Genomic DNA, 14,916 nt, shown 5'->3' on the forward strand with positions numbered 1-14,916 from the left:
ATGATTCAACTGGAAAAGCTCACCAAACATTTTGGTACCAAGCGCGTGGTACATGACGCCAGTGCTCAGTTTGATAAAGGGCAGGTGACGGCGATTATCGGCCCCAATGGCGCAGGCAAAAGTACGCTGCTTTCAATGGCGAGCCGTTTGGTCAATCGGGATGCCGGTAAAGTCTGGATTGAGCAGCGTGAGTTGGTGGAGTGGAACACCAAGGCGCTGGCTCAAAAGCTGGCGGTGTTGCGTCAATCGAATGTGCTCAATATGCGTTTTACGGTGCGAGAGCTGACGGCTTTTGGCCGTTTTCCTTACAGCCAAGGAAAATTGACCGCACAAGATGAGCAGATCATCAACCAAGCGATCGAGTATCTCGATCTCGAAACCATTCAGTATCAGTATCTGGATGAGCTGAGTGGTGGTCAGCGTCAACTCGCGTTTATCGCCATGGTCATGGCGCAAGATACCGATTACGTCTTCCTCGACGAGCCGTTAAACAATCTGGATATCAAGCATTCGCTGCAAATCATGTCTACGCTGCGCCGTTTAGCCCATGAGCTGAATAAGGCGGTGGTGGTGGTGATCCACGACATCAACTTTGCTTCCTGCTACGCCGATAAAATCGTCGCATTGAAAAAAGGCGAAGTCGTAGCCACAGGCTCGGTGCGTGACGTGATCCAATCTGAAGTGTTGAGCGCCATTTACGATACCCCGTTTAATGTGATTGAGATGCAGGGGCAGCGCTTATGTCTCTATACTCTTCCGACATGAGGCAGCAGTACCAAGTAGGGGATAAGCTTAGCCAGAATCATGGCGATTAACCCGCCTGTTTCAATTCCACAAAAGCCTGCGGAGAGATACCAAAGGCTTTTTTAAACGCTGCGGTAAAGTTGGAAGGGTGCAGGTAGCCCGCTTCATACGCGGCCTCTGTGATGGTGACCAAACCTCGCTCTAATTGCTGACGCGCCAGTTGTAACCGTCGGTGCCGGATGTAGTGTGCAATCGTCATATTCAGGCGAGTTTTAAATTTGCGTTGTAAGTTGGAAACGCTCATCGTATGGCGTTCTGCCAGTTGCTCTAAGCAAATCTCTTCATGCAAATGCTGATCGATATAGTGCAGCAACTGATTAATCCATTGCTCAGATTGTCCCTCTTGGTGCTGAGATAATGAGGTGGCGTTTTCAGGGCATTGCAACACGGCGTCATGCACCAAGCGCCAAACCGTGGCTTCCCGAGTAATATGCGCACTGATGGTGTGGGTAACACGACTGTTGAGCAGAGACTCAACGGCTTGCCAACTTTCCTCGTTCAGTGAAAGTGGAACCTGTGCTTTGTCTTGTTGCAGAAAATGTTGCAATGGGCAGGAGTGTTGCGCGAATTTTTGCAATGTATCGGGCGATAAAACGATGTTGAGTTTGCGTACTGTCATCCCTTGATGCAGACGGCGATGGAAGATGCACGGCTGCTGCAAATTGACCATCAAAGCTTGTGGATGCTGATTGGCACACAATTCAAGTTTGAGATCATCATAGGCAAAGCGTAAGGTGCCTTCCAGCAAGAGAATGATGACAAGGGCTGGCGCGCTGGTGGTCATCACATCGCAATCGGCCAATTCAAGGCTAGACCCTCCATGCAAGGTAAACCCGTTTGGACTGACGTATTCCACAAAGTGGCCTTGTGCCATCACGGGTTGATTCAAATTTTGCGCAACAATTTGCTCATCTCGCTCCTTGACCACATGACGTGACAAGGTGACCGTTTGGCGTGCGCCGTTTTTGGTTAATACCTTATGTTGATTTTGCGTGTTTTCCATAACTGATGTGCGATTTTGCATAATCAATTCAACTTCTCTATTGGTTGAGCTCAATTTAACATATATGCGAATCGTTATCATTTGTATTTTTGAGGAATTGAGTCAGTATGGATATTTGCAAGAAGTCTGCGTTATGGCTTGCGATCACCGCCGCGATGTCGGCCAACGCGGTTGCTGAGCAGAAAGCGACATCGGAGCAAGACAATGTGGTAGTTTGGGGTACGAAAGTATCGAGTAGCTCGGAATCTCTCACCTCGGACGACCTATCACTCAAACAAGCCGATCACATGTCGGACTTGCTGCGTGATATTCCCGGGGTTGATGTAGGCGGAACGCACTCGGTTAACCAACGAATTAACATTCGCGGATTGGGTGAAACCAACTTGGATATTCGTTTGGATGGCGCTTCACAGCACGCCAATATGTTCCACCACATTGGTAACTTAACGCTTAACCCAGACATTTTGAAATCGGCCGATGTGCAGGTGGGTAACAACTCGGTCACGCAAAGTGGCCTTGGTGGTGCGGTCTATTTTGAAACCAAGAATGCGAAAGATCTGCTGGTGGGCGGCGAGCAGTTTGGTGCCCGTATCTTCGGTGGTTATGCCTCAAACGATAACCAACAAGGCTCACTCACGGTTTACGGTCAATTGAGCGAAAAGGTTGACGCCATGGTTTATGGTCAAGGTATCTCACGCGATAACTTTGAAGATGGTGCCGGTAAAGAGACCTTTGGCGTGAAAGGGGACACCTATAACGTTCTTGCAAAAGTCGGTTTTGAACCTGCTGCGGGTCATCGATTCCAAGTTTCTTATGATGTCTATCGTGATAAAGGGGACTATAGCCCACGCCCTGATATGGCAGGAAGCGCCAACGAAGGTTTGACCAAAAACCGTTTGATTCCGACGCATTATGATCGCGATACCATTACTGGCTCTTATGAACTCAAGCAAGATAAGCATCGCGGTAAAGTCACCCTCTACAGTAGCCAAACCGAAATTGATCGTGATGAAAGTGTGATGGCAGGCGCTTGGCCGGGCAACCGTGTCTCACGCAATACGGCGACAAACCGCAATGTTGGCATCAACGCGCTCTTCCAATCTGACTACGAACTGGCAGCCCACCGTAACCAAGTAAGCTATGGTATGGATTATGTCGATCAAACTAGCAAAGCGACCTACGGCAGCACGCCATTTATGGAAGAATCTGCAGTTTCTACCGCCGTGTTTGCGGAGAACAAACTGTATGTGAATGACGTTTGGTCAGTGACCGCCGGTCTGCGTTTTGATGATTTCAAACGTAAAGCCATGACAGGCAAGAAAGATTTTGATGAGGTGACTTGGTCACTGGGTACTGAATGGGATGTGACCAGTTATTGGACGCTGTTTGCCAACGCCCGCTCGCTGTTTAAAGGCCCAGAGCTGCTGGAAACCTTTATTCGTTACCAAGATCAAGCTCGCTTAGCGGATAACATCAAACCTGAAACGGGCTTAAATACCCAAGGTGGTGTGCGCTTTGATAAAACCTATGGCGACCACTTTGTTGGTGCCAACTTCACCCTATTTAAAACCCAAATTGATGACCACATCCGCACCAGTAACAGTTACCTGATCAGCAACGTAGGGGATATGGAAATCAAAGGCTTCGAACTGAGTAGCACTTATGCTTATCAAGCGACGAGTGCCAAACTCTCTTACGCACGCTCGGATGCTAACGATGTGACCAAGGGTGGTCCTATGCTCAATTCTGTTGGTACCAGTGCCGACATGGGTGACAGCATCGCGCTGAGCTTGGGTTATCAAGCAGATTCAATTGATACCTTGTTTGGTTGGACATCAATTGTGGTTCTGGATGAAGACAACGTGGTGGCTGGTTCGGCGAAGAAAGAAGGCTATGACGTACATAACCTGTACGCGCAGTGGACGCCATATTCAGTCCCGAACCTAGTGCTAACGTTTGGCGTGGATAACGTGTTTGATGAGCTGTACACCTCTCATGCTTCACGTTTGGGAGTTGCTCGCGGCTTCACTTTGGATGACAGAGAGCCGGGACGCAGCTATAAGCTATCCGCCGCTTACCAATTCTAATCATTCTTACTCTATTTAAGCCCGCTTTGTGCGGGCTTTTGCACTGGAGATTTTGTTATGTCGTCTCAATTTAACACCTTCTGCCAACAATGATATCAACTTAAGCCCTTTCGTGGCGGAAGCAATCGGATAGCCTCCGCATTGCGGATTATATTTTAGTGTGTATATGGGCAGTCCTAGATCATGCTGGAGTTGTATGATCTGGAGATGATTATTCAGCAGGTTTTGGGCAAACCGGCTGCATTTTATTGCAGCTAATATTGAAGGTTTGAGCATGAACTTGATTCATACATGCAGTGAATGACTGAATTAGATCAGCATTGTGTAGGTTTTTGATCATGACAAAAATAATACGAAATAGGTGTTTGGGGAAAAAAGGGTTTGATGCAAAGAGTGGTTTTTCGCCAATAGGCTGTTGCAGGATGAACGAGCCCTACGCCAAACCCTGATTCAACGAGGTTCATGACTAACGAAGCAGTGGTTGCGTTTATCGTGAGTTTAGGACGGCAGTTAAACTGATCAAATATTTTGCTTTGTACTGCACTACATTGGTCATTTGGATTGTAATCAACGAACTCAAACTGATGAAGATCTTGTACGTGAATGACGTCTTTACTCGTGAGCGGATGGTCTTGCGGCATCACACAGACTAAGGAAGAACCTAACACCGACTCAGAGACAAACGCTGGGTGATTAATTGGGGTTGAAATAATGCCCACATCCAGTTTTCGGCTCATGAGTAAATCTTTGATGATGGCGGTATTACCTGTCATCAAGGAAAGGTGGATCGTCGGGTGCCGTTCACGAAACGCTTTACACACCTCTGCCGAATAGCGACTCGCCAGTACAGGCAAGAGTCCAATTGAAAAGACTCGAGGGCCTTCATTTTTTAACAGCTTGATTTCTCTGCCCAGTTGAGACAGTTCGGTAAACACGCGATCGCTGTGTTCGTAGAGTTTTAATGCGGCTGGTGTGGGTTGCAGGCGTCCAGATCGCCGTTCAAATAAGGTTAATTCAATATCCTCTTCCAATGCTGAAATGAGTTTGCTAACGGCCGATTGAGTGATAAATAAACTGTTGGCTGCACGGCTGACAGAACCATGCTTAATAACTGCTCTGAAGGCTTCCATTTGACGAATATTGAAACTATCACACATACGTTGCCAGCCTATTGAGCGCAAGTTGAGAAGAGGGTATTCCATTTTGGAATGTTAACTTAATAATAAATCAATTGATAATCATTAGCAATTGCAAGAATGATAGCCTTCTAATTAAAATCACACACTGCGTTTGAACTGAAGGAGATCTACATGGCAGTTATATTTTCACATCCTATTTCACGAGCTTTGCTAATGGGCAGTCTAATGACTGGACTTTCGAGCATTGCCATCGGTCAAACGCAAGAATCGCCTGAAACACTGCATAACTGTGGTTATCCACTCAATCTGAGCGCTCCTCCTGAACGTGTGATTACCGTTGGGCAAGCCTCCACTGAGCTGCTGTATCGCTTGGGTTTACATGACAAAGTGATTGGTACGTCTAACTGGTTTACAGATGTTGCAAAAGAGTTTGAGGATGTAAATGTTAAGATCGAACGCTTAGCGGATAATTTTCCCAGCTTCGAAAGCGTTGTGTCAAAGCGCCCAGACCTAGTGACGGCGGATTTTCTGTTCGCGGTGGGCCCTCAAGGTGTAGTTGGTACGCGTGAGCAGTTTCAGTCCCTCGGGATTGCAAGCTATGTGCTTGACTCTGAGTGTGCTGGGGTGAACTCGGATGGCTCTCCTAAGGCATTTCGCTTGGACAGTTTGTTCCAAAGTATTAGAAATCTTGCAAATATGTTTGATGTGCAAGCGAAGGGCGATGAACTGATTCGTGAGATACAAGGACGTGAGGCGGCTGCCATTACAGATGCGCAACAGCATAATCTGAATCGCCTATCAGCCGTGTTTTGGTTTTCCAGCGCCGATATAAAAATGGATCCTTGGGTTGCCGGAACAACGGGGGTGCCCGCTTGGATGATGTCAACATTGGGCATTAAAAATATCATTGATGCACCGGAAGAATGGCCTTCTGTAGGTTGGGAAAGCATAGCCAAAGCAAACCCTGATGTGATCGTTATTGCAAACATGACTCGTCGTCGTTTCGATGCTGATGATTATCAGAAAAAGTTGAATTTTTTACGCTCAGATCCTCTGACACGCCAGATGTCAGCTGTGGTGAATAATCAAATTGTTGTCATGGATGCTCATGCAATGCGAGCTACGTTGCGTTCGATTGAGGGGCTTGAGCACCTGGTCAAAACCTTGAGTCTAATGAATTTGGCTGGGAAATAGTTACACATGTCCACACTCGTTTGGCAAAAAACCGCAAGCCTTGTGATTCAGTCGCTCAGAGGTTTATTTCTTGCGATCGGTATTCTTCTGGCTGCTATTTTACTCGCGGCAACTGTTGGTGAAAGTTCGATTAGCTTACAAACGGTGTATCAAACACTGGCCAATAATCTGTTGGGTGCTCAGTATGCCGTTGATTTGATCGATGCCGGTATTCTATGGGAGTACCGCTTGAGCCGAGCCGTTATTGCCTCTTGCTGTGGGGCCGCTTTGGCAGTGAGTGGCGTAATTTTGCAGTCGTTGTTACGAAACGTCTTGGTTGACCCCTATATTTTAGGGATCTCGGCGGGGGCCTCTGCGGGGGCTGTCGCTGTCACGATTGTAGGCATAGGTGCAGGTATGCTCTCCATGTCTGCTGGTGCGTTTTTAGGCGCACTTTTGTCCTTTGGCCTTGTTCTCGCTCTTTCCCGAGTCACTGGGCAGATCATCTTAGCAGGTATCGCTGGGGCTCAGCTGTTTCATGCACTCTCCGCATTAATGATTACTAAATCAGCTAATGCCGAGGCTGCTCGAGGCATTATGTTTTGGTTATTAGGCAATCTCAGTGGTGTGCGTTGGGAAGATGCTTCGCTTGCGGTTCCCATCGCTCTTATCGGTCTAGTGATTGCTCTATACCATGCCCGCGCTCTTGATGCCTTCACCTTTGGGTCGGAGTCTGCAGCGTCTTTAGGGATCCCAGTGAAGAGAGTGCGGTTAATTTTGATCTTGGTAACGGCATCAATGACAGCCGTTATGGTGTCGATGGTTGGATCAATTGGTTTTGTGGGTTTGGTGATTCCGCATGCTGCACGATATCTTGTTGGGGTACGTCATGCTGTGTTACTGCCGGTTTCCGCCTTGATGGGAGCGGTATTTCTCATCATGTCCGATATCCTCTCTCGTATTGTCGTGCCGGGACAAGTCTTACCCATTGGTGTTGTGACAGCCCTGATTGGTGCACCTGCCTTTGCCTTGATTCTGATTCGGGGGGCGAAGCACAAATGATTTCTGTCCAGAATGTGAGTTACAAACAAGGTGGTAAAACCTTGATCAGCCCGCTCTCTTTTGATGTGCAACCTGGTGAGGTTCTAGGGTTGATTGGCCCTAATGGATCAGGGAAATCAACACTCTTACGCTTATTGGCCGGTATTACTAAGCCAAGTCATGGGCAAGTACTCTTAAAGGGGAAAGCGATACATCAGCTGCCACGAGGTGAGGTCGCACGCCAGATGGCCTTTGTTACACAACAAGCCGAAACACACGAGCATATTCAGGTTCGTGATGCTGTTGAACTAGGGCGGACTCCTTGGCTTTCTCTGTTGAACCCTTGGTCAGATATGGATCGCCACATTGTCGATGATGCCATGCGCGCGCTCAGTATTCAGCACCTTGAGGATCGTATTTGGCAGACTCTTTCTGGAGGCGAGCGCCAGCGCGTTCATCTGGCCAGAGCTCTAGCACAGCAACCTGAAATACTGCTGCTGGATGAGCCGACCAACCATTTAGACATCCAAAATCAGCTGGCTATTTTGCAGTTGGTCGAAACGTTAAAGACGACCATCGTCATTGCGTTGCATGATTTGAATCAGGCTGCTCGCTGTGATCGTTTGATCATCATGCATTCCAGTCATCTGGTTGCGATTGGTAAGCCTGAAGAGGTACTAACACCTGAGCGTATTTGGGACGTGTTTGGGGTAAAGACCCGAACAATTCATGACCCTGAACTGCAACGACCTTTACTTCACTTTTTCTGATTACACAGGATACCCTGATGAGAACATTGCTATTGCTAATGTGTGCATTGTTTATGCCGCATCTCGCTGCTGAAACGAACCATGAAGTGAAAATGCTTTAACATGAACGCTTGGAAGGGTATTTCGCTGCGACTCATAGCGACGGGTTTATTTGCTGGGATGGCGCTCTGTGTGAAGATAGCATCAGCCGACGCTCCTGTAGGGCAGATTGTTTTCTGGCGGAGCAGTATCGCGTTGATTCCCATTGTGCTCTATTTGATGCGGATGAATGTGTTTCCTGATGCTTTGCGGACGCGGAACTGGAAAGGACATCTCTCGCGCAGTACATATGGCTGTCTAGCTATGTTCCTATCTTTTATTTCTTTGGTGTATTTACCTTTGTCCTTGGCTACCGCACTAAGTTTTTTGGCTCCAATTTTTGCGATTCCTTTAGCGGCTATGCTGCTGGGAGAAAGACCCTCTTTTTATCTGATTAGCATGGTATTGACAGGGTTTCTAGGTGTTTTGATTATTTTATATCCTTCTTTGGAATCGCCAGATATGACCCAAAGTACGTTACTGGGCTGTATGGCTGGGTTGGCGATGGCGGTCACCACTGCCATTGCAAAAGTGAAAATCAAACAGCTAACGCACACGGAGCATGCGGGGAGCATTGCTTTTTATTTTGCGCTGATTTGCAGTCTGTTTGGCTTGTTGACTGCTTTCTTAGGGTGGAAGCCATTGAATTCGCACACCCTCTTCTGGCTAATCAGTGCAGGTTTATTTGGAGGCGTAGCTCACATCGTAATGACAGAAGCTATGGCGAGAACATCGGTTTCTACACTGGCCGTGTTTGAATACACGGCTATCTTTTGGGCGCTCGGGCTCGACTATAGCGTCTTTGGCGGCTTGCCCGACCTCATCGAGCTGGTTGGTGTAGTAGTTATTGTATTGGCTGGAGTTGGTGTGCTGAAAATAGAGTCACGTTCAGCCAGAGCCTAGTCACTCGTATAGTCTATTGAGGCGTAATCAACTCAATCGAGTTTCCAGCGGGAGTGACCACCTTAACCGTGTGCGAGAAAAACCAAACGCTGACGTTTGTTTGTCAGGGGGACAGCGAGCAAAATGTGGCGGCCCAGCAAGCGGTGATCAACTCTCATATCGATATGTTCTCACGCCGAGAGTCAATCACGCTCGATTGGCAAGCGATATCGATTGCATAGCCGTTAAATATCCCAGCCGAACACTGGATTCATCCCTTTCTGCATCAGCGCTCGTGGTGATGAACGAGCGCTTTTTTATTTGCTTAAAAATTGAAATATTTCTCGGCTAAAAAGAAATCGCTTCTTGCTTAAGATCAACAAAAAAACGTTTCTATCGCACAAAAAACTAAAACAAAGTTGAAAGATTCAAAATTTATTGAATAATGCTATTTCTATAATGACGAAGCAAAAACGCTTCCCCTTAACGTCTGAAACAGGATACAGCCCCCATGTCGAACTCGTATGTGTTGGTCATAAACTCTGGTAGCTCATCATTGAAATTTGCAGTGATTGATTCCCAAACGGGGGAAGCGCTGATCTCAGGCCTTGGCGAGTGCTTCGGTCTGCCTGAAGCCGTGATCAGTTGGAAATACCAGGGTGAGAAAGCGGAAGAGGCGATTACCGCCGCCGATAATCATCACCAACATGCGATCAACCGCATTGTAGGCTTAATGGAAAGCTTGGGCTTTGCTCAAGGCTTAGTAGCGGTAGGACACCGTATTGTTCACGGCGGTGAGAAATTCACCTCGACCGTTCGTATTGATGAAGAAGTGCTGGCAGAAATCGAAAGCTTGTCCGATCTTGCTCCGCTCCACAACCCAGCCGGTGCGAAAGGTATTCAAGCGGCTATGGCGGCTTTCCCAAGCCTGCCACAGTTCGCTGTGTTTGATACCGCCTTCCACCAGACCATGCCTAAAAAGGCATTCACTGGTGCTATCTCTCATGAACTGTACAAACAATACGGTATCCGCCGCTACGGCTTCCACGGTACCAGCCACTACTATGTAAGCCGTGAAGCAGCCAAAATGCTGAATAAGCCGATTGAGCAAGCGAGCTTCATCTCGGTTCACTTGGGTAACGGCGCTTCAGTCTGTGCTATCAGCAATGGTCAATCTGTCGATACTTCCATGGGCTTCACCCCATTGGCGGGTCTTATGATGGGTACGCGTTCTGGCGACTTGGATCCCGGCATCATCGAATTTTTGATGAAGAAAGGCTGGAGCCAAGAGAAAGTGTTTGAAACTCTTAACAAGAAATCTGGTTTCTTGGGTGTGTCCGGCCTCACTTCTGACGCTCGCGGCATTTTAGAAGCGATGGAAAATGGTCATGAAGGTGCAAAACTGGCGTTTGAAGTGTTCACCTACCGTGTCGCAAAATACATCGGTTCTTACCTTATCCCGCTAGAGCATCTGGATGCGATCATCTTCACTGGCGGTATTGGCGAAAACTCACTGCCGATTCGTCGCGAAATTCTCGGCAACTTGAAACTGCTTGGTTTTGTGGAAGATGAAAAAGGCAACGAAGCAGCGCGTTTTGGTAACGCGGGCATCATTGCAAAATCTGAACTGCTTAACGCCGTAGCCATGGTGATCCCAACCAACGAAGAATTCGTGATTGCCCAGCAGTCGGTTGAGCTGCTGTAATCATTACGACCATATCTTAATAAAGGCGAGCCCAAGGGCTCGCCTTTATTTTTTCGGCCATTCAAAATCTGAATAGTTTGTTTTTATTCACTTCTAAGTCGAATTAATAATAAAGAGATTACATTTTCGGAATGAGCAAATCAGAGTCTCACTTTCCTAAAAAATTCGGATACATCATTTCTTCCCATTAAAAGTGTAAGAAATTATCACTTTAGATCAGTCAGTTACTCTATTGTGTATTTAGAAGTGACACGCAAAATTATTATAAAATCCATCATTTCAATAAGCGTGAGTTATGAATCATGATCACACAGAGGTTAGATAATAATACGTTCTGCTATTTTGCAAGCCGATTACTCTGAGTAATAAGTAATGATGGCTAAATAGACTAGCTGTCATGGATAACAGCGAAATTTTTATATTAATGGAGATTATTATGAGCCCTCAACGTTCTGTATTGGCTATGGCTATAGCTTTGACGCTTGCTGCGTGTGGCAGTGATAGCACTCAGTCGAATCCGAGCCAACCAAGTGTTGATAAGCCCAGTCCAGATATGTCATTGACAGCACGAGCAGCAGACGGTTATCTGATTGGCGCCAACGCGTGTTTAGACCTCAATGCCAATGCAATGTGTGAGCGTGATGAGCCGTCGGCAACCACTGGTGAAAATGGACAGTTTACGTTACAAGGCCTAACGCCAGAGCAGGTTGCGAAAGGCAGCTTGTTGGTTGAGGTTATCGCAGATCAAACCAAAGATGCTGACTATGGTGACAAGCCACTGACCAAAGGTTACCGCTTAAGTGCACCTCCTGGTTCTCCATTTATCAGCCCATTGACTACGTTAGTGCATAACGAAATTGAAAATGGCCGCACGCTTGAAGAAGCTAAAGCAGCAGTACAAGCTAAACTCGGCACCAAGCTTGATTTGGCCGCTGATTATGTCGCAGGTAAATCCTCAAAAGAGCTTAGCGCTGCCGATCAAAAAGAATTCGCAAGACTTCATCGCATCGCACAAGTCACCGCTACCATCATGGCCGAAAATACCGATAAGTTAGAGCAAGCAGCCGCCAATGCAGGTATCAGTGTTGACAAGCTAACGTCACTGATTGCAACTGAAGTCAGTAAGGTGCTTTCAAATGTCGTGACTACGGTTGAAACTGCAGGGGAAAATTTTGACCCCATAAAAGCAGGCCAAGACATTGATCAACAGCATGTGGGCATTAGTGATAAGAACCTAGAAGATAGAGTGAATATTAACGAGGCGGCAAAGAGTGCCACTGAAGCTAACTTAGCTGAATTGATCAAAAATGAAACATTGATATGGTTTGCCGGTGAAGAAGAAAACGGTCTCAAAGAGTTGAGCTACGGCTTTGTGGCGCTGGGTAAAAATAATGAGGTGATTGATCAAGAGTATCAATTTGATTACACCTCAGGTTCGTTTGTTCTCGTTACTGACATGACGAATCCAGAGCAAATGATTCTGGATAAAGAGGGATGGGAGACAGAAAGTGATGCGATTTCAAAGATTACCCTCAACAATGATGGTTCAGTGATTTTTGAAACCAGCAACTCCGCCAAGAGTGAGAGAATCTCGGCAAAAAGAATGGATCTCAGCGGCCTGAACGTAGCTTCAGTGCTCGAGAAAAGTGCTGACGATGAAGTATGGGCGAGTGGCATTCCACAAGATCTGACTTTCCCTTCGAATAGCTATGCATACTTGGTTTCGTCCGAATATCTTGAAGGAGGCTTCTATACCTTCAATAAAGGAAGTTGGTGTAAGGAGGGGAGCCCTGAGCGCTATGCAGCCTTAAATCAAATGTGTAATGGCATCAGTGCTATTAAGAACGAGAAAGATACATGGATTGCCACATTGGCTGAAACCGTAGCCGCTAATGCTCAAAGCCGTGATGGTACCACTGATTCAGTTGACTTAATTCCAATCGCTGGTTTGGATGGAGGTGATGTTTTTGCTCAGTTATTATCCAATGGCAAAGTGGCATATTACTCAAGGAGTTGGGACTGGAATGAGAACTTTGTTAAGTATGCCGATGAAGGTGAGTGGCAAGATATTACTCAGTATGGAAAGACGCTGCGCAAAGTCACACTGCCTGCTTCTATTGCTGACAATATAACTTGGAGTAATTTCAACAGAACGGATAATGCACTGTACTTTGCCGAATTCGATGGCTTTGTTCGAGTGACGCACTTTGTTGCTCAAGAGAATGAAGCTGATTCAGACTATGTGTTCGATTCTACTGCAGCCGATCTGATTGTTGATAAATTTTCACAGCCAACGCCTCCGACTCCCCCATCACCACCGGCCACATTAGCCGCATGTTTAGCTTCGCTGCCTGACGCTGGCTATACCAAGAAAATTGGAGACACTGCAGAATACGCGGTGGATCGAGATGTAAATGGCTCAGCTTCAAAACTAACCTTTGAATATTCTTATCAAGGTAACAGTTATTCTTGGTTAAACGATGTGACTCTAGTGTCAGGAATGCCAAGTTGGATCTCTGACTGGAATGGTTCGCTGGAAAAAACCATCATCAATGTTAAGGATCTGGATGGGAATTTATTAGGGTATGAAGAAGCCTATTCTGCACAGGGCTATGATCTGGGCCAAGAAGGTTTTAACCCCGATAATTCTTTTGGTTGGGGGATTGCCAAAGTCGCTTTAGAAGCGAAAATCGCGGATGCGGATAAACACTTAGGGATTCCAGTGTTTTCAGGCCCTGCGCTCAATGCGCCTTTGGCCAGCTTTAACGTAGGTGAATCAATGGTGCAAGGCTTGCGCACTGTAACCCAACAAACAGAATTGACGGAGATTACCAAGGCATGGTCTAACTCAGAGTTTAGTTACTCGGATACCTATGTGGGTAAAGAAATGGTTGAAGTTGCAGCAGGTAAGTTTGACGCTTGTAAAGTCACGCGTAAAACCACCTTTACTCAATCAGGTATTGAAGAAACGAGTGAAAGCTGGTTGACCAACCGCGGCTTCGTAAAACGTATTCGTGATGAACAATCTTGGAATGCTTATCTCGTACTGGAAGCGAAGTCATTTCCTGCTAGTCACTAGTTGATTTCTCGTCTTATGACGAGGAGAACTAAAAACTTATAAGTCATATCTGCTAATCCGAGTGCCATGTGCACTCGGATTTTTTTATGGTCAATTTTTGGGCGTTGCATTGTTAATCGTGATGGATGCTTGATACCAATTCGTATCGTTAATGAAATTCCTTGTGACGAATCTCGACTTTTACTAATTATACGGTTGTTGATTTTCGACATTAAATTATTATTTCAATGTCGAAAACCAACGGAGAGCGTTATGAGTGAGTTGTTATCCACGGTGAGTCAAGAGTTAAACCCAGAGACTGCGAATTTGTCGGATCTACCAGTGCTCAAAATTCTTGAATTACTGAATGAACATGATGCCAGTGTCGCGCTATCGATTCGTCGCGTATTACCGAAAGTCGCCGAAGCGGTAAACCTTATTGCTGAACAGATGCGCCAAGGTGGGCGTTTGTTCTATGTCGGTGCGGGAACCAGCGGACGTCTTGGTGTACTGGATTCTGCCGAATGCCCTCCGACTTTTGGCACCGAACCGGAATTGGTTCAGGCGATTATTGCGGGTGGTCATGCGGCGATGCTGAGTGCAGTAGAAAATATCGAAGATTGTCGAGAGTCTGCACCAGCTGAGTTAAGAGCTCGACAGCTCAATGCACACGATGTGGTACTTGGCATTGCGGCAAGTGGACGCACACCTTTTGTGCTATCTGGGCTTGAATACGCAAGAAAAGTCGGCGCTAAAACCATTGCATTGAGTACTCGCGGATGGGGTTTGATCTCCGAACTGGCGGATGTTGCGATTGCGCCCGACGTTGGTGCAGAAGTGCTGTCAGGTTCTACGCGTATGAAGAGTGGTTCTGCGCAAAAGATGTTGCTTGGCATGCTCAGCACGGCGGTGATGATTCAGCTAGGTAAAGTGCATGGCAACTTAATGATTGATGTCAAAGCCAGCAACGAGAAACTCCGTGTGCGAGCTCAGCGCATCGTCAGTGAAATCTGTGATGTGAAGAGAGAGGTGGCGCAAGCCTTACTCAATCAGGTCAATTACAATGTGCGCGCCGCGGTATTGCTGCACTGGTTGGATATTGAGCCATCCCAAGCTCTTCTTATCGCCTCTAAACCTTTCCAATCCCTCAAACAGCAGCTACTGCAAGGAATCTGA

General features: G+C 46.7%; 11 protein-coding genes and 1 pseudogene. 10 read left to right on the plus strand and 2 right to left on the minus strand.

Translation table 11 applies throughout. The annotated features are described in order from the left end of the window. Positions 1-765, plus strand: a complete 765-nt coding sequence (gene vctC / locus CEQ48_RS04145; protein ID WP_000615306.1) for an iron chelate ABC transporter ATP-binding protein VctC — start codon at positions 1-3, stop codon at positions 763-765. Between the two features lie 46 nt (positions 766-811). Here vctC and CEQ48_RS04150 read toward each other — a convergent pair whose 3' ends face one another. Beyond that, positions 812-1,828: an AraC family transcriptional regulator gene (locus tag CEQ48_RS04150; RefSeq protein ID WP_198301085.1), complete on the minus strand. Its 1,017-nt coding sequence runs from the start codon at positions 1,826-1,828 to the stop codon at positions 812-814. An 86-nt stretch (positions 1,829-1,914) separates the two neighbouring features. Between CEQ48_RS04150 and vctA the strand changes: the two genes are divergently transcribed. Further along, the gene (gene vctA / locus CEQ48_RS04155; protein WP_089070346.1) at positions 1,915-3,894 is read left to right on the plus strand and encodes a TonB-dependent iron chelate receptor VctA; all 1,980 of its coding nucleotides are present in this window, start codon (positions 1,915-1,917) and stop codon (positions 3,892-3,894) included. 314 nt (positions 3,895-4,208) lie between these two features. Here vctA and CEQ48_RS04160 read toward each other — a convergent pair whose 3' ends face one another. Next, positions 4,209-5,051, minus strand: coding sequence for a LysR family transcriptional regulator (locus CEQ48_RS04160; RefSeq protein WP_232477800.1), 843 nt, complete (start codon positions 5,049-5,051; stop codon positions 4,209-4,211). Between the two features lie 153 nt (positions 5,052-5,204). Between CEQ48_RS04160 and CEQ48_RS04165 the strand changes: the two genes are divergently transcribed. From CEQ48_RS04165 to murQ, 8 genes and pseudogenes are all read left to right on the plus strand, one after another. After that, entirely contained in the window at positions 5,205-6,227 is a 1,023-nt protein-coding gene (locus CEQ48_RS04165) for an ABC transporter substrate-binding protein (RefSeq protein ID WP_232477802.1), read from the plus strand. A 6-nt stretch (positions 6,228-6,233) separates the two neighbouring features. Further along, positions 6,234-7,268, plus strand: a complete 1,035-nt coding sequence (locus CEQ48_RS04170; protein WP_089070347.1) for a FecCD family ABC transporter permease — start codon at positions 6,234-6,236, stop codon at positions 7,266-7,268. Further along, positions 7,265-8,017: an ABC transporter ATP-binding protein gene (locus tag CEQ48_RS04175; protein WP_089070348.1), complete on the plus strand. Its 753-nt coding sequence runs from the start codon at positions 7,265-7,267 to the stop codon at positions 8,015-8,017. The genes CEQ48_RS04170 and CEQ48_RS04175 overlap by 4 nt, the downstream gene beginning before the upstream one ends. A 102-nt stretch (positions 8,018-8,119) precedes the next feature. Then, positions 8,120-8,998 carry a DMT family transporter gene (locus CEQ48_RS04180; protein ID WP_089070349.1) on the plus strand — a complete coding sequence of 293 codons (879 nt, stop codon included), beginning with the start codon at positions 8,120-8,122 and terminating at the stop codon, positions 8,996-8,998. A 35-nt stretch (positions 8,999-9,033) separates the two neighbouring features. Next, positions 9,034-9,219: pseudogene (locus CEQ48_RS04185) on the plus strand (DUF2218 domain-containing protein); the annotation flags it as partial. A gap of 269 nt (positions 9,220-9,488) precedes the next feature. After that, positions 9,489-10,682, plus strand: a complete 1,194-nt coding sequence (locus CEQ48_RS04190) for an acetate/propionate family kinase (RefSeq protein WP_089070350.1) — start codon at positions 9,489-9,491, stop codon at positions 10,680-10,682. Between the two features lie 436 nt (positions 10,683-11,118). After that, positions 11,119-13,761, plus strand: coding sequence for a hypothetical protein (locus CEQ48_RS20070; RefSeq protein ID WP_198301086.1), 2,643 nt, complete (start codon positions 11,119-11,121; stop codon positions 13,759-13,761). Positions 13,762-14,013: 252 nt separating this feature from the next. Further along, entirely contained in the window at positions 14,014-14,916 is a 903-nt protein-coding gene (murQ, locus tag CEQ48_RS04205; RefSeq protein WP_089070351.1) for an N-acetylmuramic acid 6-phosphate etherase, read from the plus strand.

The organism is Vibrio tarriae (assembly GCF_002216685.1).
In the GTDB taxonomy this organism is placed as follows: Bacteria; Pseudomonadota; Gammaproteobacteria; order Enterobacterales; family Vibrionaceae; genus Vibrio; species Vibrio tarriae.

Coding starts and splice junctions, on each gene's coding strand:
- vctC (WP_000615306.1), top strand. CDS start 1: ATGATTCAACTGGAAAAGCTCACCAAACATTTTGGTACCAAGCGCGTG.
- CEQ48_RS04150 (WP_198301085.1), bottom strand. CDS start 1,828: ATGCAAAATCGCACATCAGTTATGGAAAACACGCAAAATCAACATAAG.
- vctA (WP_089070346.1), top strand. CDS start 1,915: ATGGATATTTGCAAGAAGTCTGCGTTATGGCTTGCGATCACCGCCGCG.
- CEQ48_RS04160 (WP_232477800.1), bottom strand. CDS start 5,051: ATGTGTGATAGTTTCAATATTCGTCAAATGGAAGCCTTCAGAGCAGTT.
- CEQ48_RS04165 (WP_232477802.1), top strand. CDS start 5,205: ATGGCAGTTATATTTTCACATCCTATTTCACGAGCTTTGCTAATGGGC.
- CEQ48_RS04170 (WP_089070347.1), top strand. CDS start 6,234: ATGTCCACACTCGTTTGGCAAAAAACCGCAAGCCTTGTGATTCAGTCG.
- CEQ48_RS04175 (WP_089070348.1), top strand. CDS start 7,265: ATGATTTCTGTCCAGAATGTGAGTTACAAACAAGGTGGTAAAACCTTG.
- CEQ48_RS04180 (WP_089070349.1), top strand. CDS start 8,120: ATGAACGCTTGGAAGGGTATTTCGCTGCGACTCATAGCGACGGGTTTA.
- CEQ48_RS04190 (WP_089070350.1), top strand. CDS start 9,489: ATGTCGAACTCGTATGTGTTGGTCATAAACTCTGGTAGCTCATCATTG.
- CEQ48_RS20070 (WP_198301086.1), top strand. CDS start 11,119: ATGAGCCCTCAACGTTCTGTATTGGCTATGGCTATAGCTTTGACGCTT.
- murQ (WP_089070351.1), top strand. CDS start 14,014: ATGAGTGAGTTGTTATCCACGGTGAGTCAAGAGTTAAACCCAGAGACT.